Origin of the sequence: Microbacterium aquilitoris (assembly GCF_031932285.1) — a bacterium.
Taxonomy (GTDB): Bacteria; Actinomycetota; Actinomycetes; order Actinomycetales; family Microbacteriaceae; genus Microbacterium; species Microbacterium aquilitoris.
On record NZ_JAUZVT010000001.1, the window covers coordinates 373,086 to 391,886 of the forward strand.

General features: G+C 66.6%; 21 protein-coding genes and 2 tRNA genes. 12 read left to right on the forward strand and 11 right to left on the reverse strand.

Translation table 11 applies throughout. The annotated features are described in order from the left end of the window. Positions 1-74: 74 nt before the first annotated feature. From rsmG to rpmH, 6 genes are read right to left on the reverse strand one after another with little or no spacing between them, the layout of a single operon-like run. Positions 75-746, reverse strand: a complete 672-nt coding sequence (rsmG, locus tag Q9S78_RS01880; RefSeq protein WP_311868552.1) for a 16S rRNA (guanine(527)-N(7))-methyltransferase RsmG — start codon at positions 744-746, stop codon at positions 75-77. Further along, entirely contained in the window at positions 712-1,218 is a 507-nt protein-coding gene (locus Q9S78_RS01885) for a Jag family protein (protein WP_018187796.1), read from the reverse strand. Before Q9S78_RS01885 ends, rsmG begins: the two co-directional genes overlap by 35 nt. Positions 1,219-1,236: 18 nt before the next feature. Further along, entirely contained in the window at positions 1,237-2,334 is a 1,098-nt protein-coding gene (yidC, locus tag Q9S78_RS01890; RefSeq protein WP_020097604.1) for a membrane protein insertase YidC, read from the reverse strand. 6 nt (positions 2,335-2,340) lie between these two features. Next, positions 2,341-2,652 (reverse strand): membrane protein insertion efficiency factor YidD, encoded by a 312-nt coding sequence (gene yidD, locus Q9S78_RS01895; RefSeq protein WP_018187798.1) that lies wholly within the window; start codon positions 2,650-2,652, stop codon positions 2,341-2,343. A gap of 41 nt (positions 2,653-2,693) precedes the next feature. Next, complete coding sequence (gene rnpA, locus Q9S78_RS01900) at positions 2,694-3,032, reverse strand: ribonuclease P protein component (RefSeq protein WP_026302946.1); 339 nt, start codon at positions 3,030-3,032, stop codon at positions 2,694-2,696. A 9-nt stretch (positions 3,033-3,041) separates the two neighbouring features. Continuing rightward, a complete protein-coding gene (rpmH, locus tag Q9S78_RS01905; protein WP_026302947.1) occupies positions 3,042-3,179 on the reverse strand; it encodes a 50S ribosomal protein L34 in 138 nt (45 codons plus the stop codon). A 304-nt stretch (positions 3,180-3,483) separates the two neighbouring features. Here rpmH and dnaA point away from each other — a divergent pair, with 304 nt between their 5' ends. The 7 genes from dnaA to Q9S78_RS01940 all read left to right on the forward strand — a co-directional run bounded on the left by dnaA (position 3,484) and on the right by Q9S78_RS01940 (position 13,407). Further along, complete coding sequence (gene dnaA, locus Q9S78_RS01910; protein ID WP_311868555.1) at positions 3,484-4,908, forward strand: chromosomal replication initiator protein DnaA; 1,425 nt, start codon at positions 3,484-3,486, stop codon at positions 4,906-4,908. 452 nt (positions 4,909-5,360) lie between these two features. Next, positions 5,361-6,503, forward strand: a complete 1,143-nt coding sequence (dnaN, locus tag Q9S78_RS01915; protein WP_018187802.1) for a DNA polymerase III subunit beta — start codon at positions 5,361-5,363, stop codon at positions 6,501-6,503. A 54-nt stretch (positions 6,504-6,557) separates the two neighbouring features. Then, positions 6,558-7,724, forward strand: coding sequence for a DNA replication/repair protein RecF (gene recF, locus Q9S78_RS01920; protein ID WP_311858440.1), 1,167 nt, complete (start codon positions 6,558-6,560; stop codon positions 7,722-7,724). Beyond that, entirely contained in the window at positions 7,711-8,205 is a 495-nt protein-coding gene (locus Q9S78_RS01925) for a DciA family protein (protein WP_018187804.1), read from the forward strand. Before recF ends, Q9S78_RS01925 begins: the two co-directional genes overlap by 14 nt. Positions 8,206-8,329: 124 nt before the next feature. Further along, positions 8,330-10,372, forward strand: coding sequence for a DNA topoisomerase (ATP-hydrolyzing) subunit B (gene gyrB, locus Q9S78_RS01930; RefSeq protein WP_311868558.1), 2,043 nt, complete (start codon positions 8,330-8,332; stop codon positions 10,370-10,372). Between the two features lie 54 nt (positions 10,373-10,426). Further along, positions 10,427-13,003 (forward strand): DNA gyrase subunit A, encoded by a 2,577-nt coding sequence (gyrA, locus tag Q9S78_RS01935; protein WP_311868561.1) that lies wholly within the window; start codon positions 10,427-10,429, stop codon positions 13,001-13,003. Further along, positions 13,000-13,407 (forward strand): DUF3566 domain-containing protein, encoded by a 408-nt coding sequence (locus Q9S78_RS01940; RefSeq protein ID WP_018187807.1) that lies wholly within the window; start codon positions 13,000-13,002, stop codon positions 13,405-13,407. The genes gyrA and Q9S78_RS01940 overlap by 4 nt, the downstream gene beginning before the upstream one ends. 21 nt (positions 13,408-13,428) lie before the next feature. On the opposite strand, the gene Q9S78_RS01945 is transcribed toward Q9S78_RS01940, so the two are convergent. Then, positions 13,429-14,139 (reverse strand): VIT1/CCC1 transporter family protein, encoded by a 711-nt coding sequence (locus tag Q9S78_RS01945; RefSeq protein WP_116227800.1) that lies wholly within the window; start codon positions 14,137-14,139, stop codon positions 13,429-13,431. Between the two features lie 114 nt (positions 14,140-14,253). On the opposite strand from Q9S78_RS01945, the gene Q9S78_RS01950 reads away from it, so the two are divergent. From Q9S78_RS01950 to Q9S78_RS01960, 3 genes are all read left to right on the forward strand, one after another. Continuing rightward, positions 14,254-14,327 (forward strand) — tRNA-Ile (locus tag Q9S78_RS01950). Positions 14,328-14,341: 14 nt separating this feature from the next. Further along, a tRNA-Ala gene (locus Q9S78_RS01955) sits at positions 14,342-14,414 on the forward strand. Between the two features lie 296 nt (positions 14,415-14,710). Continuing rightward, the gene (locus tag Q9S78_RS01960; RefSeq protein WP_311868564.1) at positions 14,711-15,130 is read left to right on the forward strand and encodes an NUDIX hydrolase; all 420 of its coding nucleotides are present in this window, start codon (positions 14,711-14,713) and stop codon (positions 15,128-15,130) included. A gap of 16 nt (positions 15,131-15,146) precedes the next feature. Here the strand turns inward: Q9S78_RS01960 and Q9S78_RS01965 are convergent, their stop codons facing one another. From Q9S78_RS01965 to Q9S78_RS01975, 3 genes are all read right to left on the reverse strand, one after another. Beyond that, complete coding sequence (locus tag Q9S78_RS01965; RefSeq protein ID WP_018187810.1) at positions 15,147-15,800, reverse strand: hypothetical protein; 654 nt, start codon at positions 15,798-15,800, stop codon at positions 15,147-15,149. A gap of 73 nt (positions 15,801-15,873) precedes the next feature. Beyond that, entirely contained in the window at positions 15,874-16,371 is a 498-nt protein-coding gene (locus Q9S78_RS01970; protein ID WP_028497431.1) for an aminoacyl-tRNA deacylase, read from the reverse strand. Further along, on the reverse strand, positions 16,364-16,930 hold the full coding sequence (locus Q9S78_RS01975) for a hypothetical protein (protein WP_018187812.1): 567 nt from the start codon (positions 16,928-16,930) through the stop codon (positions 16,364-16,366). The genes Q9S78_RS01970 and Q9S78_RS01975 overlap by 8 nt, the downstream gene beginning before the upstream one ends. 100 nt (positions 16,931-17,030) lie before the next feature. On the opposite strand from Q9S78_RS01975, the gene Q9S78_RS01980 reads away from it, so the two are divergent. Further along, positions 17,031-17,588 (forward strand): peptidylprolyl isomerase, encoded by a 558-nt coding sequence (locus Q9S78_RS01980; RefSeq protein WP_311868568.1) that lies wholly within the window; start codon positions 17,031-17,033, stop codon positions 17,586-17,588. 7 nt (positions 17,589-17,595) lie between these two features. Continuing rightward, the gene (locus tag Q9S78_RS01985) at positions 17,596-18,471 is read left to right on the forward strand and encodes a rhomboid family intramembrane serine protease (RefSeq protein WP_311868570.1); all 876 of its coding nucleotides are present in this window, start codon (positions 17,596-17,598) and stop codon (positions 18,469-18,471) included. A gap of 73 nt (positions 18,472-18,544) precedes the next feature. Here the strand turns inward: Q9S78_RS01985 and Q9S78_RS01990 are convergent, their stop codons facing one another. Continuing rightward, positions 18,545-18,781 (reverse strand): cell division protein CrgA, encoded by a 237-nt coding sequence (locus tag Q9S78_RS01990; RefSeq protein WP_018187816.1) that lies wholly within the window; start codon positions 18,779-18,781, stop codon positions 18,545-18,547. Between the last annotated feature and the right edge of the window lie 20 nt (positions 18,782-18,801).

The following is an 18,801-nucleotide window of genomic DNA, read 5'->3' on the forward strand; positions in this document are numbered from 1 at the left end:
GATCCGAGTGTGTTTCACGTGAAACGGAATCCAGTCACCGCACCGGGCCGTGATGTTCCACGTGAAACGTCGTGTCAGCGCACGGTGGCGCGGATGACGCGGGTGGGCTCATCGACAACCCCATCGCCGACCGGCTCGATCCGGACGTGGGAGAGCCGGAACTTCCGGATCACTTTCTCGGCCGCCGTGATCTCATTTGCAGCATTCGCACCCTTCAGAAGGATGAGCTCGCCGCCATCACGGACCAACGGTGCAGTGATCGGGATGAGGGTGCGGAACGCACTGACCGCGCGTGCAGTGACGGCATCCAGAACCGGACCTTCCGCCCACTCCTCGCCACGGCCACGAACGATCTCGACGTTGTCGAGGTGCAGATCGTTCGTCTGCTCTGTCAGCCACGCGATACGACGTTCCATCGGCTCTATGAGCACCCAGCGCACATCCGGCCGTGCGATCGCGAGCACGAGGCCGGGCAGTCCCGCACCCGATCCGATGTCACCGACTCGAGCGCCGGCCGTGAACAGGGGTGCGGCGACCGCACTGTTCAGAATGTGGCGCGTCCAGATGCGGGGGAGTTCGAGCGGGCCGATGAGCCCACGCTCTTCACCCTGCGCGATCAGCGCGTCGGTGAACCGCCGTGCCAGGTCGAGGCGTTCACCGAAGATGGATGCCGCGCCTGCCGGCTCGATCTCGGGTGTTTCACGTGAAACGTCAGCCACGACGGAGAACCGTGTGACGGTCTGCACCCTCGCCGTACGACTCCGACACCAGACCGTGCTCGGCGGCGATGTCGTGGATCAGCTTGCGCTCATAGCTGGACATGGGCGGAAGGGATGCCTGCGACGCACCGTCATCGAGACGCTCGACCGCTCGTTCGACGAGCTTCTGCAGCTGACCGCGACGTGCATCACGCGAACCGCCGACGTCGAGGATCAGTCGCGAGAAGCGTCCGGTCTTCGTCTGCACGGCGATGCGGGTGAGCTCCTGCAGAGCCTGGACCGTGTCGGGGTCGGCGAGCAGCGACAGTGCGTCGGCCTGCTCGTTCTCGACCGACACGTAGGCACGGCCGGCGCGAACGTCGAGAGTCAGGTCGCCATCGATGTCGGCGATGTCGAGGATCCCCTCGACGAAGTCCGCCGCGATGTCGCCTTCCTGCTCGAGCTCGTCGACGGTGGGCTCAGGACGCGCGCTGGGGTTCTGTTCAGTGGTCGTCATCATCGTGATCCTTCGCTTCCGTCAGGACGTGCCGTCCTGCTTGCCCTTCTGAGCCTGCTTCTTCGCACGGTTCTTGCTCACGGGCTGCTGCCGCTTGGGGGCTGCCGCCTTCGCGCGCTCCGCCTCTTCGAGCAGTCGCTGCTGCTCGGCCTCGTACTTGGCCATCGGGATGACCTTGCCGGTGGCGTCGAGCGCCTTCCCCTTCTTGGCCAGGCGCTCCTCGCGGGCCTTGGCGGCCTCCGAGCCCGGCGTCGGAAGGTTACGGATGACGATGAACTGCTGGACCATGGTCCAGATGTTCGACGTGAACCAGTACATGACCACGCCGAGGGGGAAGAAGACGCCCGAGAAGATGAAGGCGAGGGGGAGGACGTAGAGCATGATGCGCTGCATCTGGTACGCCTGGCCGGTCTTGGCCTCGGGGGAGAGGTTCTTCGAGATGATCTGCAGCTGCGTGAAGAACTGCGACAGGATCATCAGGATGACGAGGATCACGAGGATCACGACCGTCGCGGTCTGATTCGTGTTGATCGCATCGATCATGTTGACGTGCAGCGGTGCCACACCGAAGAGTTCGGCGTTGTAGAACTCGCGCGTCAGGACGGGGTTGAGCAGCCCGGTGCCGCCGACGCCCCACTCCGCGTGTCGCTTGACCTCACTGAGCGTGTAGAACATGCCGAGGAGGATGGGCATCTGCACGAGCAGGGGAAGACAGCTCGACAACGGTGACGTGCCGTGCTTCTTGTACATCGCCATGGTCTCGCGACTCATGGCCTCGCGAGAGAGCTGGTCGCGCTTACCCCGGTAGCGCTCCTGGATCTTGCGCATCTCGGGCGCGAGTTCCATCATCTTCCGCTGGCTCTTGATCTGCCGAACGAAGAGCGGGATCAGCGCGGCACGCACCACGATGACGAGGCCGACGATGGACAAAACCCAGGTCAGACCGGCATCCGGCTGCAGCCCGATCGACGTGAAGACCCAGTGCCAGAAGACGAGGATCGCCTCGACGACGAACTTGAACGGCCAGAGGATGGTGCTGAAGAAGTCCAGTCCGCCCGGTTTCGGGGTCGTCGGGTTCGGAAGCGGAGGCAGGGTCGCCGCGGCGGCGAAGAGATCCACCAAGGATCAGTCCTTTCTGCGGGGCACGACGAAGCCGTGCGAAGTCAGGTCGTGCCGGAAGTGCGTGTGGGCGGGAACGTCGTCGATGCCGCCCGCTGCCCACGGGTGGCATCGCGCGAGGCGGGAGGCTGCGAGAGCCGAGCCCTTGATCACACCGTGCTGTTGCACCGCGCCGAGCGCGTAGGCCGAACACGACGGATAGTACTTGCACACGTCGCCGTACACCTGGGAGATGGTGGCCCGGTATCCGTGCAAAAAACCGATGACGGCGTTGCGGGGGAGAAGCAGAACGGATGCCGGCAGTGCCGCGGCATCCATCACCGCTTCTCCTCGTGTGTACGAGGGGAGTGGTGCGGAGCTCACGCGGCGGCCTTCCGCTCGAGGCACCGGACCACTTCGGTTCGGAGATCCGAATAGTCGGCGGATGCCGCTGACGGCAGCACGCGGATCACCACGTCGGCACCCGGTCGCACGTCGGCGAGAGCCTCAGCGCAGATCGCTTTCAGGCGGCGCCGGACGGTATTGCGCACGACAGCGCCCCCCACGCGCTTGCTCACGATGAAGCCGAAGCGTGGGGGGCGCTGCTCAGACGTGCTGACCACATGGGTCACGGTGTGCGCTGCCGCACAGCGAGAACCTCCGCGGACGACGGAACGGTAGTCCGCCCCGCGGGTGATGCGATTCCCGCGCGCCAGCACCGTGTGGCGTCAGGCCGAGAGCTCGGTGCGCCCCTTGGCGCGACGAGCCGAGAGGATGGCGCGGCCGGCGCGCGTGTGCATGCGGGCGCGGAAGCCGTGCTTCTTGGCGCGGCGGCGGTTGTTGGGCTGGAACGTGCGCTTGCTCATGAAGATCACTCCGGGAAGGCGGGGTCACCCGAACGCTCGAGACCGGGGACACAGGTACATGGGGGACCCACGCCGAAAAGGCGCAAGTCAACCGACCTAGGATACGTCGAGATTCCTGAGATCCCAAACCGGGACGCCGACCGGCCATTATCCACCGATGCCGGAAGCGGCCTGGCGACGACACGCGGGCCGGTTCTACAGTGGGTTTTGCCTTGCGGAGCCCTGATGACTAGCGTGATCCGGACACTTATCCACAGGTTGTGCACAGACCCGTACACACCATTGTCCACACCCCGGGAGGGTCATGTCCGAGCACGAACTTCCAGATGTCCCCGTCTGGAGCGCTGTGCTCGACGTGCTGGCCCAGGACGACCGCGTGACACCGCAGCTGCACGGGTTCGTGAACCTCGCCGTCGCGCAGGGCGTGATGAGCGGCACCCTCTACCTCGATGTGCCGAACGATCTGACCGCGGGTCAGTTCAACAAGCGTCTGCGCGGGCCGATCATGGAGGCCCTTGCCCAGGTGGATGCCGAGCCAACGGCGAGCACATTCCGTGTCGTGGTCAATCCCGAACTGGGTGACGCGCACCTCACCGCCCCGGTCCCCGTCCAGTCGGCGCTCGCGCCGACACCCTCGGCGCCGACGCGGCCCGGAGCGGACGACTACGCGGAGCAGGCGGCCCCGGCATCCCGCAACGACACCCGACTGAACCCGAAGTACACGTTCGACAGCTTCGTCATCGGGCAGTCCAACCGCTTCGCCCACGCCGCCGCCGTCGCGGTCGCCGAGGCGCCCGCCAAGGCCTACAACCCGCTCTTCATCTACGGAGACTCGGGGCTCGGGAAGACCCACCTGCTGCACGCGATCGGCGATTACGCCATCAACCTCTACACGGGCATCAAGGTCCGGTACGTCTCGAGCGAGGAGTTCACGAACGACTTCATCAACTCGATCGTGAACAACCGCGCCTCCGCGTTCCAGGCCCGCTACCGGGATGTCGACATCCTCCTGATCGACGACATCCAGTTCCTGCAGGGTCGCGCCGAGACGCAGGAGGCGTTCTTCCACACCTTCAACCAGCTGCACGACCACGACAAGCAGGTCGTGATCACGAGCGATGTGCCGCCGCGACACCTCACCGGGTTCGAGGACCGGATGCGGAGCCGCTTCGAGTGGGGCCTCATCACCGACGTGCAGGCTCCCGACCTCGAGACCCGTATTGCCATCCTCCGGAAGAAGGCGCAGTCCGAACGCCTGCAGGTCCCCGACGAAGTGCTCGAGTACATCGCGACGAAGGTGTCGAGCAACATCCGCGAGCTCGAGGGCGCCCTCATCCGCGTCTCGGCGTTCGCGAGTCTCAACCGGTCGAACCTCGACATCTCCCTCGCGCAGACCGTCCTCCGCGACATCGTCGACCAGGATGACGCGAACGTCATCTCGCCGACCGACATCATCTCCGCCACAGCGCAGTACTTCCGCCTCACGGTGGACGACCTCTACGGCTCGAGCCGCTCGCAGTCGGTCGCAACCGCCCGCCAGATCGCCATGTACCTGTGCCGTGAGCGCACGAGCCTGTCGTTGCCGAAGATCGGTCAGCTCTTCGGCAACCGGGACCACACGACCGTGATGTACGCCTACAAGAAGATCAGCGAGCTCATGAAGGAGCGGCGCTCGATCTACAACCAGGTGTCCGAGATCACGTCGCAGCTCGGCCGTTCGGCGCGCTGAAGCTCGAATGCACCCACGCTGACGCTCGCACACGCCCGAGTGTTCCGGCGCACTTGACACGCCTCCGGGCAGACCCTCACAATGCGGTTTCCCACAGTGTGGAAAGCCTGTGGATAACTGTGCGGTGGCGGCCCTCGAATGTGAACGAACGGCGACAACCTGTGGATGACGGTCTGAACCGAGCATCGACGGCCGCAACGTTCTCCCGCGTGTTTCCGCAGTCTCTGCACAAGTTACACGGATGTGGTTCCGGCTCGACGACTGGGATCCACCGACTTATCCACAGTTTCCACAACTGTTAACAAGAAGACAGAGAACTATCTAATGAGAGCCAGATCCGATCACACCCACGGGGAGCGGTCAGCGGCCGACGGCTCGTCGCCTGTGCTTCCGGACCCGCTCCTCGTGGGCACTAGCATGAGAGGGCCCATCTCGCCGTCAAGGGAGCATCAGTGAAGTTCCACGTCAACCGCGATGTATTCAGCGAAGCCGTGTCGTTCGTCGTGAAACTGCTCCCGCAGCGGAACCCTCAGCCGATCCTGGCTGGCGTCCTCATCGAGGCGAGTGACGAAGGCCTTTCGCTGGCCGCATTCGATTACGAGGCATCCGCCCGTACCCGTATCGACGCCACCGTCGACGAGCCGGGCACGATCCTCGTCCACGGCCGCCTGCTCTCCGAGATCGCCAGCCGTCTTCCCAACGCGCCGATCCAGATCACGCAGGACGCCGACGGTGAGATCGTCCTGACCTGCGGATCCGCGCGCTTCACGCTGTCGGCGATGCCGGTGGCGGAATACCCGGCGATACCCGAGGTGTCGGGAGAATCCGGACTCGTCCCGGGCGACGACTTCTCGACCGCGATCGCGCAGGTCGCCTTCGCGGCATCCCGTGACGACGTCACCCCCGTGCTCACCGGCGTCCAGCTCGAGGTGACGGGCAACGAGCTGAGCCTCGTCGCGACCGACCGCTACCGCGTCGCACTCCGCGAGATCAACTTCGACAGCGGAGCCGTCGCCCGCGAAGAGGCGACCACCGCACTCGTGCCGGCTCGCACGCTGACCGAGGTCGGCAAGACCTTCGCCCACTCCGGCGACATCCAGGTGTCGTTCTCGGGGTCGGGCGACCGCGAGATCATCGCCTTCACGGCGGGCAACAAGACCGTCACGTCGCTCCTGATCAAGGGCAACTTCCCCCCGGTCCGGCGGCTGTTCCCCGCGCAGACCGAGCACTACGCCGTCGTCAACACCGCCGACCTCGCCGAGGCCGTCCGTCGCGTCTCGCTCGTGCTCGACCGTTCCGCGCCGCTGCGTTTCACGTTCTCCGACGAGGGTGTGTCGATGGATGCCGCCGGCACCGAGCAGGCACGCGCGACCGAATCGGTCGATGCGACGCTCGCCGGTGACGAGGTCACGCTGGGTCTGAACCCGCAGTACCTGCTCGAGGCCCTCGGCGCAGTGAAGAGCGAGTTCACGCGTGTGACGTTCACCTCCAGCGAGAACGCGAACAAGCTCAGCCCGGTTCTCATCACGCCGCAGACCTCGGGCACGCCCGAGACGTTCAAGTACCTGCTGCAGCCGAACCTGCTGCTGCGCTGACCCCGTCGTCCGTCCACCTCGAGGCGTGTCGGTGCCTCGAAGGAGGGTGATCTGATGATCGTGGAGCATCTGAGTCTCGTCGACTTCCGCAATTACGCGTCGGCCGAAGTGAGCCTCGTCGCCGGCCCCAACGTCTTCGTCGGTCGGAACGGTCAGGGAAAGACGAACCTGGCCGAGGCGATCGGCTATTTCGCCACCCTCGGCTCGCACCGCGTCTCGCAGGATGCACCGATGGTCCGGTACGGAGCGGATGCCGCCTTCGTCCGCGCGCGTCTCGGCTACGGCGACCGGCGCATTCAGCTCGAAGCGCAGCTGAACCGCTCCGGATCGAACAAGGCGCGTGTCAACGGCTCGTCCGTGCGTACCTCCGAACTCCCGCGCTATGCGCAGGTCGTCCTGTTCGCGCCCGAGGATCTGCAGATCGTTCGCGGTGACCCGTCGGCCCGCCGCAGGTTCGCCGATCAGTTGCTCGTGCAGCGCGCGCCCCGAATGAGCGGCGTCCTCGGCGACTACGACCGAGTGCTGAAGCAGCGAACCGCGCTCCTGAAATCCGCGCGGGCCCGCGGGCTCAAGGCCGACCAGCTCACGACGCTCGACGTATGGGACGACAAACTGATCTCGCTCGGCACCGAGATCATCCTCGCTCGGCTGCGACTGGCGGAGGATCTGGCGCAGCCCATGCGGGACGCCTACGAGGCGATCGCCGGTGCGGATCACGACCCGAAGCTCGAGTGGGTGCTCACCGTCGAGGGCGCGGATCCCGAGGACGACGCATCCGCTGTCGGACAAGCCGGTTCCGCCGTCGGCGCCGAGGCGATCGCGGCATCCTTCCGCGCAGGACTCACCGCCAAGCGCTCGCAGGAGCTCGAGCGTGGAGTGACGCTCGTCGGGCCGCACCGTGACGATCTCCTGCTTCGGCTGCGCGGTCTGCCGGTGAAGGGCTACGCGTCGCACGGCGAATCGTGGTCGACCGCACTGTCGTTGCGGTTGTCGTCCGCGCAGCTCCTGCGCGACCAGTTGCGGCTCGGCGACCCGATCGTCATCCTCGACGACGTCTTCGCCGAACTCGACGCGGATCGACGCGCGCGACTGGCCGGCGTGGTGGCGGATTTCGAGCAGGTCATCGTGACGGCCGCCGTCGAAGGCGACGTCCCCGAAGCGCTCCGAGTGCGGACCGTCCGAGTCGAAGCGGGCACGATCGTGACGGATGCCGATGTCTGATCCCGCCGGCATCCCGGAGACGGTCGCGACGTACATGCGCCTGCGCGGACTCGAGCCGTCGGCCGCCAAGAAGCGCCGCAAGCGCCGCCGGAACGACGACGACGAGAACCAGCCGTTCACGTCGGGACGCGATCCGAAGGGGGTCGGCGATCTGCTCGCAGACCTGACCCGTCAGTCCGGGTGGGATGCGCAGCTCGCGAAGGAGGACCTCGTCCTCCAGTGGGCCCAGGTCGCCGGCGAGGAGACCGCCCGTCACGCGGATCCCGTCGCGCTGAGCGACGGCGTCCTCACCGTGCAGTGCGATTCGACGGCGTGGGCGAAGAACCTGCACCTCATGCGGTCGACCATCGTCACGGAGCTCATCCGACGATTCCCCGAGGCCGGCGTCGAATCGGTGCGTTTCGTGGGGCCGGACGTCCCCTCATGGAAATGGGGCCCCAGAGCCGTTCCAGGGCGGGGCCCTCGCGATACCTACGGGTGAGGCACGTCCCGCACCATCCGGGAAGCTTTCACGCGCTCACAGCGCCGTTCAGCCGCTCATCGCCCGCCCTTTCCGATAGACTGGGAACAAGGCCTGAACGATGGATGTGGAGCGCACGAAACCGATGACGTCAGAAACCCCCGACACCGTTCCCGAAGAACCCGAAACTCCCGCCGAACCCCGGATTCCCGCCGAATACGGCGCCTCCGAGATTCAGGTGCTCGAGGGTCTCGAAGCGGTTCGCAAGCGGCCCGGCATGTACATCGGATCGACCGGTGAGCGCGGCCTCCACCACCTCGTGTACGAAATCGTCGACAACTCGGTCGATGAAGCCCTCGCGGGCTACTGCGACACGATCCACGTGACGATCCTCGAAGACGGCGGGCTCAGCGTCGTCGACAACGGTCGCGGCATCCCCGTCGACCCGCACTCGTCCGACCCGAGCAAGTCGACCGTCGAGGTCGTGCTCACCGTCCTCCACGCCGGCGGAAAGTTCGGTGGCGGCGGATACGCGGTCTCCGGTGGTCTCCACGGCGTCGGCTCCTCTGTCGTGAACGCCCTGTCGACGCGGTTCGAGGTCGAGATCGCGCGCCAGGGTCACGTGTGGCGTCAGACCTTCTCGGGCGGCGGCAAGCCCGAGGCGCCGTTGGCGAAGGGCGAGGAGAGCGACAAGACCGGCACGACCATCACGTTCTGGCCGGACGGGTCGATCTTCGAGGCGACGGACTTCGACTACAACACCCTGCGCACGCGCTTCCAGCAGACCGCGTTCCTCAACAAGGGCCTCCGCATCACCCTCACGGACGAGCGTCCCGAGGCCCTCGACGTCGTCGACCTGCCCGAGGGCGGGTCCGAGACGGCCCAGCGCCACGACGACTTCCTGTACGAGCGCGGCCTCGTCGATTACGTCGAGTACCTCAACAAGGTCCGCAAGGCCGAGGTGATCAATGACGAGATCATCGAGATCGAGTCCGAGGACACCGTCCGCCACATCTCGCTCGAGCTCGCGATGCAGTGGACCGCGGGATACACCGAGAACGTCTTCACCTTCGCGAACACGATCAACACGCACGAGGGCGGTACCCACGAAGAGGGTTTCCGCGCCGCGATGACGATGTACATCAACCGCTACGCGAAGGAGAAGGGCCTTCTCAAGGAGAAGGACGAGAACCTCGCCGGTGAGGACATCCGCGAAGGACTCACCGCGGTCATCTCCGTGAAGCTCGCCGAGCCGCAGTTCGAGGGCCAGACGAAGACCAAGCTCGGCAACACCGAGGCGAAGGCCTTCGTGCAGAAGGTCGTCGGCGACCAGCTCATGGACTGGCTCGACCGCAACCCGCAGCAGGCCAAGCTCATCATCACGAAGGCGATCGAAGCCGCCACGGCGCGCATGGCCGCCCGCAAGGCGCGCGAGACCGCGCGTCGCAAGAGCGTCTTCGAGTCGGCATCCATGCCCGAGAAGCTCAAGGACTGCACGAGCAAGGACCCGTCCATCAGCGAGATCTTCCTCGTGGAGGGTGACTCGGCCGGCGGCTCGGCGGTCTCGGGTCGCGACCCGGAGCGGCAGGCGATCCTGTCGCTGCGCGGCAAGATCCTCAACGTCGAGAAGGCGCGCCTCGATCGCGCGTTGGGCAACGCCGAGATCCAGGCGATGATCCAGGCGTTCGGCGCCGGCATCGGTCCGGACTTCGACATCGCGAAGGCCCGGTACCACAAGGTCGTCCTGATGGCGGATGCCGACGTGGACGGCCAGCACATCACGACGCTGCTCTTGACGCTGCTCTTCCGCTACATGCGCGGACTGGTCGAGGCCGGCTACGTCTACTTGGCGCAGCCGCCGCTGTACCGCTTGAAGTGGTCGAACGCTCCTCACGAGTACGTGTACAGCGACGCCGAGCGCGACGCGCTGATGCGCGACGGGCTGGCGGGGGGCCGCCGCATCCCGAAGGACAACGGCGTGCAGCGCTACAAGGGTCTCGGCGAGATGAACGCCAAGGAGCTGTGGGAGACGACGATGGACCCCGAGACGCGCACGCTGCGTCAGGTCACCATCGACGACGCCGCGGCGGCCGACGAGATCTTCTCCGTGCTGATGGGCGAGGACGTCGAGGCGAGGCGCGGGTTCATCCAGCGCAACGCCAAGGACGTGCGGTTCCTGGACATCTGAGTCCGCCGCATCCGCCCCTGCACTCCCACGACGACGAACGAAGACTGAGAGAACATGGCTGACGAAGAGCGTCCCGACCCGACTGCCGGCTACCAGCACGGCAACATCGACCAGGTCGACCTCCAGGTCGAGATGCAGCGGAGCTACCTCGACTACGCGATGAGCGTGATCGTGGGGCGTGCGCTGCCGCGCGTCGAGGACGGCCTCAAGCCCGTCCACCGCCGTGTCATCTACGGCATGTACGACGGCGGCTACCGTCCGGACAAGAGCTACTCGAAGTGCGCTCGCGTCGTCGGCGAGGTCATGGGTCAGTACCACCCGCACGGTGACAGCGCGATCTACGACGCCCTCGTCCGCCTCGTTCAGCCGTGGTCGTTGCGCTACCCGCTCGCCGACGGTCAGGGCAACTTCGGCTCCCCCGGCAACATGGGTGCCGCCGCCCCGCGGTACACCGAGACGAAGATGGCTCAGCTCGCGCTCGAGATGGTGCGCGACATCGACGAGGACACCGTCGACTTCGAGGACAACTACGACGGCCGCACGCGCGAGCCGGTCGTCCTCCCCTCCCGCTTCCCGAACCTGCTGGTCAACGGCTCGGTCGGCATCGCCGTCGGCATGGCCACGAACATCCCGCCGCACAACCTCCGCGAGGTTGCCGACGGCGTGATGTGGGCGCTGGAGAACCCGGATGCCTCCCGTGAAGAGCTCCTCGATGCGCTGATCGAGCGCATCCCCGGGCCCGACTTCCCCACCGGTGCGCAGATCCTCGGCACCAAGGGCATCCGCGAGGCGTACCGCACCGGCCGCGGCTCGATCACGATGCGCGCCGTCGTGAACGTCGAAGAGATCCAGAACCGCACGTGCCTGGTGATCACGGAGCTCCCGTACCAGGTCAACCCCGACAACGTCGCGGCGAAGATCACCTCACTCGTGCGCGAGGGCAAGCTCAGCGGCATCGCCGACATCCGCGACGAGACGAGCGACCGCACGGGTCAGCGACTCGTCATCGTGTTGAAGCGGGATGCCGTCGCGAAGGTCGTCCTCAACAACCTGTACAAGCACACGCAGCTGCAGGAGAACTTCGGCGCGAACATGCTCGCGATCGTCGACGGCGTGCCCCGTACGCTGCCGATCGACGGATTCATCAGCTACTGGCTGACGCACCAGTTCGAGGTCATCGTCCGTCGCACCCGCTACCGGTTGCGCGAGGCCGAGAAGCGCATGCACATCCTGCGCGGGTACCTCAAGGCGCTCGATGCGCTCGACGAGGTCATCGCCCTCATCCGCCGCTCCCCCACGGTCGACGAGGCGCGCGAGGGACTGAAGTCGCTCCTCGACGTCGACGACGCGCAGGCCGATGCGATCCTCACGATGCAGCTGCGCCGACTGGCGGCCCTCGAGCGCCAGAAGATCGTCGACGAGGCGACCGAGCTCGAGCTCAAGATCGCCGACCTCAACGACATCCTCGCCTCGCGCGACCGCCAGAGCGCGATCATCGGCGACGAGCTCGGCGAGATCGTCGCGAAGTTCGGCGACGAGCGCCGCACGCACATCCTGCACGGATACGACGGCGACATGTCGATGGAGGACCTGATCCCCGAAGAGGAGATCGTCGTCACCGTCACGCGCAACGGGTACGTCAAGCGCACGCGCAGCGACAACTACCGCTCGCAGCACCGAGGCGGCAAGGGCGTGAAGGGTGCGCAGCTGCGCGCCGACGACATCGTCGAGCACTTCTTCGTGTCGACCACGCACCACTGGCTGCTGTTCTTCACGACCAAGGGTCGCGTCTACCGCGCGAAGGGCTACGAGCTCCCGGAGGGCGGGCGCGACGCGAAGGGTCAGCACGTCGCCAACCTCCTGGCGCTCCAGCCGGGCGAGGACGTCGCGCAGATCCTCGACATCCGCGACTACGCCGCCGCCGAGTACCTCGTGCTCGCCACTCGCGACGGCAAGATCAAGAAGACGGCCCTCACCGAGTACGACACCAACCGTCAGGGCGGCATCATCGCGATCCGTCTGCGCGGTCAGGACGAGGAGAACGGCGACGAGCTCGTCAGCGCGATGCTCGTCGATTCGACCGACGACCTGCTGCTCGTCTCGCGGCTCGGCATGTCGCTGCGCTTCACGGCGAGCGACGAGTCCCTGCGTCCCATGGGTCGCTCGACGGAGGGTGTGAAGGGCATGTCCTTCCGCGACGGCGACAGCCTGCTGTCGGCATCCGTCGTCCGTGATGAGGGCTTCGTCTTCGTCGTCACCCAGGGCGGGTACGCCAAGCGCACGGCGGTCGATCAGTACCGCGTGCAGGGCCGTGGTGGCCTCGGCATCAAGGTCGCCAAGCTGCACGACGATCGCGGCGAGCTCGCCGGCGGGCTGATCGTCAGCGCGGACGACGAGGTCCTCGTGGTTCTTGCCAGCGGCAAGGTGGTACGCTCGGCCGTTGCTGAGGTGCCCGCCAAGGGCCGCGACACGATGGGCGTGGTCTTCGCCCGGCCCGACGACGACGACCGGATCCTCGCGATCGCCCGCAACGGCGAGCGTGGACTGGCCGAAGCCGTGGCCGACGCGGAAGCCCCGGCCGATCCCGCAGCCGCCTCGGCTCCTGAGACCACCGAAGAGAGTGACGCATGAGCTCTGTTGCCGACAAACTCGCCAAGAAGTCCTCGAGCCGGACGACCGCCAAGCAGGTCCGCCTCCGTCTCGTCTACGTCGACTTCTGGTCGGCCGTGAAGCTGTCGTTCCTGGCTGCGGTCGCCCTCGCGATCGTCACGGTGGTCTCGACGCTGCTGATCTACCTCGTGATCAGCTCGACCAACTTGATCGGCCAGGTCGACCAGCTCCTCGGTGCCGTCAACGGTGAGAACTCCTTCACCCTGTCGTCGGTGATCAACCTTCCGCAGGTGATGGCGTTCGCTGCCGTCGTGGCGATCCTCAACCTCATCGTCGTGACGGTGCTGGGCGCGGTCATGGCCGGGATCTACAACCTCATGGTCAAGGTCACCGGCGGCCTGCTGGTCGGCTTCACCTCGAACTGAGTCGGATGCCGCGGCATCCCGTCACGCGACGGAGGTGCCCAGCAGCAGACCCAGCGCCCACGTGACGGCGAGGGCGAGCGCCCCGCCGACGACGAGGCGGGTGACGGCGCGACGCTTGCCGGCGCCGCCGAGGCGGGCCGAGATCGTCCCGGTCAACGCGAGCGCGATGAGCACGGCGACGAACGTCGTCGGGACGCGCCATTCCGCCGGCGGGAGGATGATCGCGAGGAACGGCAGCAGGGCGCCCAGCGTGAACGCGATCGCCGACGACAGGGCGGCCTGCCACGGGCTCGTGAGGTCATCCGGGTCGATGCCGAGCTCGATGTCGAGGTGAGCGCCCAGCGCGTCGTGCGCGGTGAGCTCTTCGGCCACCTTCAGCGCCGTCTCCTCTGACAGTCCCTTCTCGCGGTACAGCTCCGCGAGTTCCGCCAATTCCTGCTCGGGCATCTCGGCCAGCTCGCGCTTCTCCTTCTCGATGAGGGCGCGCTCGGTGTCGCGCTGGCTGCTCACCGAGACGTACTCGCCGAGTGCCATCGAGATCGCCCCACCGACGAGCGCCGCCGAGGAGGCCGTGATGATGGGACCGAGGTCGGTCGTCGCGCCGGCGACGCCGACGGCGACGGCCGCGACGGAGACGATCCCGTCGTTCGCGCCGAGTACTCCGGCGCGCAGCCAGTTCAGGCGCTGCCCGAGGCCAGCGCCCTGCGGTTCGGTGTGGAACGTCGTACTCATGAGCCCAGTGAATCAGAACGAGCGGATGCCGCGGCCCACCCGTCGCTCGGATTCGTCAAACAGGCCCATCGTCGGGTAAAGTCTTGGAGGTTGCAGGCGTGAGCCGGCAACGACGGGGCTATAGCTCAGGCGGTTAGAGCGCTTCACTGATAATGAAGAGGTCCCAGGTTCAAGTCCTGGTAGCCCCACCGTCACCGCACCGGGGGCCTTAGCTCAGTTGGTAGAGCGCCTGCTTTGCAAGCAGGATGTCAGGAGTTCGAATCTCCTAGGCTCCACAGTACGAACGCCGGAATCCGCATCGGATGCCGGCGTTCTGTCGTTCTGTGATCGTTTCGTTGCCGGATCTTGCGGCTTTCTTGCGGTGGCCTTGCGCCTTCGTTGCGCCGAGGCGGCGACGATGATCGTGTCGCCGAAAGAACCGATGACCCGAATCTCGGATCCTTCGATGAGCACCGGCTCCCGCGGGGGACGCGGAGCATGTTCGCGACATTCGCCTGGGGCGCGTGGCTGGGGAGCCCGCGCTCCAGGCAGTCGCGCGCCCACCGGCATCCGCTCCCACTAGGGTGAACGCGTGGACATCCGCGTCGCTGCCTACGCCGTCATCACCGACGGAGACCGCATCCTTCTCGCCCATTGGAACAGCCCCACGCGTCCCGCGTGGACGATGCCGGGCGGCGGATTGGATCCCGGTGAGGATCCGATGGATGCCGCGGTGCGGGAGGTCCTGGAGGAGACGGGGTTCCACGTGGAACTCGACGGGATCCTGGGGACGGACTCGCAGGTGATCGCCGAGAAGGACCGATTCCACGGCAGCGGACCGATCCAGGCGCTGCGGATCGTCTACCGCGCGCACGTCGTCGGTGGCGCGCTCCGGAACGAAGAGGACGGCTCGACGGACGAGGCCGCATGGTTCCCCATCAGCGACGTCCCCTCCCTCACACGGGTCGGGCTCGTCGACACGGCGATGCGGATGGCGGGCCTGGGCGCCTGACCGCGACCCGGCCGGGTCACTGAATCGTCTTGATGTAGGCGAGCACGTCGTCCACGCGCTCGGGGCAGAACGTGACCGGCCCCATCCCGACCATCCCGGACGCGCTCTCGCTGTCGAGGAATGTGCCGGCCGTGACGATGAAGTTGTCGATCGCATCCTTCATCGGCAGGGTCTCGAGGTCTGCGCACAACTCCCGCGAGATCGCGAGGGCCTTGGTGATGTCGACGTCGGGGAACTCCTTGGCCGTGTACTGCTTGAAGGCCTCGACGAGCTTGGGCTCGTCTCCCGGACAATACGTCTCGACGGCGGGCGTCACGATGATGTCGACCGCGTCCTCGCCGTACTGCTTCCGGATCTTGTCGTTGAAGACCCCGTACCCCAAGATGTAGCCCTTGTCGTCGTCGTACAGGTCCTCGCAGAGCTGGTGCACCATCGGGATGAGCGTCTCCATGTCGGCCTCGGGCAGCTTCGCCGTCACCTCGGCCGTGAAGGCGGCGTCTTCTGCCGACACCGTCGGTGTGGGAGTGGACGACGGCGATGCCGACGGTGACGCCGTCGTGCCGGCGGCCGGACCCGTCGCCGTCGGAGCCCCGGAACAACCGACCAGGGTGAGCGCGGTCACGATCACGGCGAGGGCGGGCAACAGGCTACGCGAGACGGCGGAAGTCATGACTTCATGCTGGTGCACGCCCCCGCTGACGACAAAGGCTGGCGCCGGGCACCCCGCGTCCCCTAAAGAGGGGTCAGACCCGTCGCTCGCTCATCGGCTGCGAGATGTCGTCGACGACGGCGTCATAAGAGCGGATGAGGTCATCCGCGTCGACGAAGAGACTGAACCCGTGCGCCCCGGCGCCCATCGCGATCCGTTTGCCGACGATGCTCGCATCGGCGTAGACCGGCCAGGCGGTCGTGCTGCCGACCGGCGTGATGGTCCCGCGCTCGAATCCCGTCGCGGCAAGCGCCAGCTCGGGTTCGGGGAGTCTCAGCTTGTTCACCCCGACGACGGCGCGCAGCTTCGGCCAGGAGATCGCGCGGTCCCCCGGGATGAGGGCGAACAGGTACGTGTCGTCGCTGCGTTTCACAACGAGGGTCTTGACGATGTCGGATGCCGCGAGTCCGAGAAGCTCCGCGGCCTCGTCGAGGCTCCCCGCCGCCGGACGAGCCACGAACTCCACCGACAAAGACCGGGAGCGCGCCGCTTCAGCGACGCGCTCCGACGGTACGGGCGTGGATTCAGGCATCCGGTGCGCGCAGCGGGTCGTCCGCCACCCACAGCTCGTCGTCAGCACGAAGCGTCTGCCACGCGGCGTAGAGGACACCGGCCGTGGCGGCGACACCGAAGATGATGGCGAGGACGCCACCGGCGCCGAGGCCCTTCTTCTCGGGGACCGACAGCTTCTTGGTGGCCTTCTTGCCGGCCTTGGCAGCGTTCTTGCGGAACGAGTCGGCGTCGAACCCTCCCAGGCCCTTGCCCTTGGAGAGGCGGTGGCGCTGGTCGTTGGCGACATCCCACACCGACATCGCGGTGCCGACGACCGCGCCGGCGGCGGGAACGATCGCGCCGTTCAGCACCTTGCGGCCGGTCTCGACGCCACGGTCGACGTACGGTGCGGCGTAGCGCTCGTAGGAGTCCTTGGCGGCAGGCACGACGTGGTCGTGGTTGTACTTGCCGAGCTGGCGACCCGCCTCGCGGGCGACGTCACCGGCCTGACCGACGAGCACCTGCTGTGACTCCCACAGGTTCGCAGCCTGCTTCTGCAGCTTGCGGAGTTCCTTCTTGGTCTTGCGGTTGAGGCTCACGGGGCCCTCCCTTTTCGGGGTTCATCCGGGGACGTAGTGGGTCCATACTGCCAGACGCATTCAGGCGGCGCGGGGGGTTGCAAGTGAGAGGATGATGAGTATGCCGATTCACTCCGCTGTCGCAACACTGCACACCAACCACGGCGACATCGTCGTCAACCTGTTCGGCGATCAGGCGCCGCGCACCGTCAAGAACTTCATCGGTCTGGCCGACGGATCCCAGACCTGGACGCACCCCGCCACGGGCAAGCCCGGCGAGGGCCCCCTGTACACCGATGTGATCTTCCACCGCATCATCCCCGGTTTCATGATCCAGGGCGGCGACCCGCTCGGTCAGGGCGTCGGCGGACCCGGATACAACTTCGACGACGAGATCAGCCCCGAGCTGACCTTCGGCACGCCCTACCTCCTCGCCATGGCGAACGCGGGCCTCCGCCGCAACGCCATCACCGGCAAGGCCGAGGGCACCAACGGCTCGCAGTTCTTCATCACGACCGACCCGACTCCGTGGCTCAACGGCAAGCACACGATCTTCGGTGAGGTCGCCGACGACGCCTCGCGCGCCGTGGTCGACGCCATCGCCGCCGTTCCGACCGGAGCGCAGGACCGCCCGGTCGAGCCCGTCGTGATCTCGTCGATCGACATCACCGAGGCCTGACACCTTCGTGACCTCAGCCGACCCCCGGACCAATCCGGACAACTTCTGCTACCGGCATCCGGATCGTCAGAGCTTCGTGCTCTGCCAGCGGTGCCTGCGCACCATCTGCCCCGAGTGCCAGACGCCGCTTCCCGTCGGCGTCATCTGCCCGGAGTGCCTGGCGGAGCAGCAGAAGGGGGCGCGGTCGGCTGAGGTGAAGCGGATGCCGGGGCGGTTCGCGCGCAAGATGCGCAGCGACCGCCCCGTCGTCACCTACGCGATCGTGATCTTCACGCTCGCGATGTACCTCGTGCAGCTCATCCCCGTCGTGGGCGGTGCGGTCACGAGTGCGCTCGCGTTCGTGCCGGCGTACGCGGTGCCCGGCACGGGTCTGCCGTTCGAGCCGTGGCGGATGCTCACGGTCGCGTTCGTCCATTCGACGCCGCTCCCCTTCCACGTCGCGCTCAACATGTTGGCGCTGTGGGCGCTCGGCCGCAGTCTCGAACCGCTCCTCGGAAAGGCGCGCTTCGTCGCGCTCTACGCACTGAGCGCGATCGGCGGTTCCGCGCTCGTCGCGCTCATCGCTCCGGGCACCGTCGTCGTCGGCGCCTCGGGGGCCGTGTGGGGGCTGCTCACGGCGATGCTGATCATCGGTCGCAACCTCGGCGTGAACATCCTGCCGATCGCGATCCTGCTCGGGATCAACCTGGTCTTCTCGTTCGTGGGCTCCGGTGTCTCCTGGCAGTCGCACATCGGCGGCGGCCTGGTGGGCCTGCTCGTCGGGTTCATCTTCTCGAGGACGCGCGCGCAGGAGCGTCAGCCGTTGCAGGCAGCGCTGCTCGTCGCTGTCGGTGTGGGTCTCCTCGCGGTGACCGCAACGGTGCCGGCTCTGCTGTACCTCTGAGTTATCCACAGATTCATCCCCAGGCTGGGGATGAATCACACCGGTGTAATTCCTGTCGGTGGGATGCCGCGGCTCAGCGCCAGCGCGTCGTCATCAAGAAGCCGACGAAGGCGATGCCGAAACCGATCGCGAGGTTCCACGGACCGATGTCGGGGATCGGGAATGCCTGGCCGCTCAGGTAGAAGACGATGATCCAGACGAGGCCGATGAGCATCAGCCCGATCATGATCGGCTTGAACCAGACCGGGTTGGGGGCGGCGTCGCCCTCGGGCTGGACCAGTCGGTCCTCGTCCTTGTCTCCACGTGCCATGGCGAGAAGTCTACCTGCCA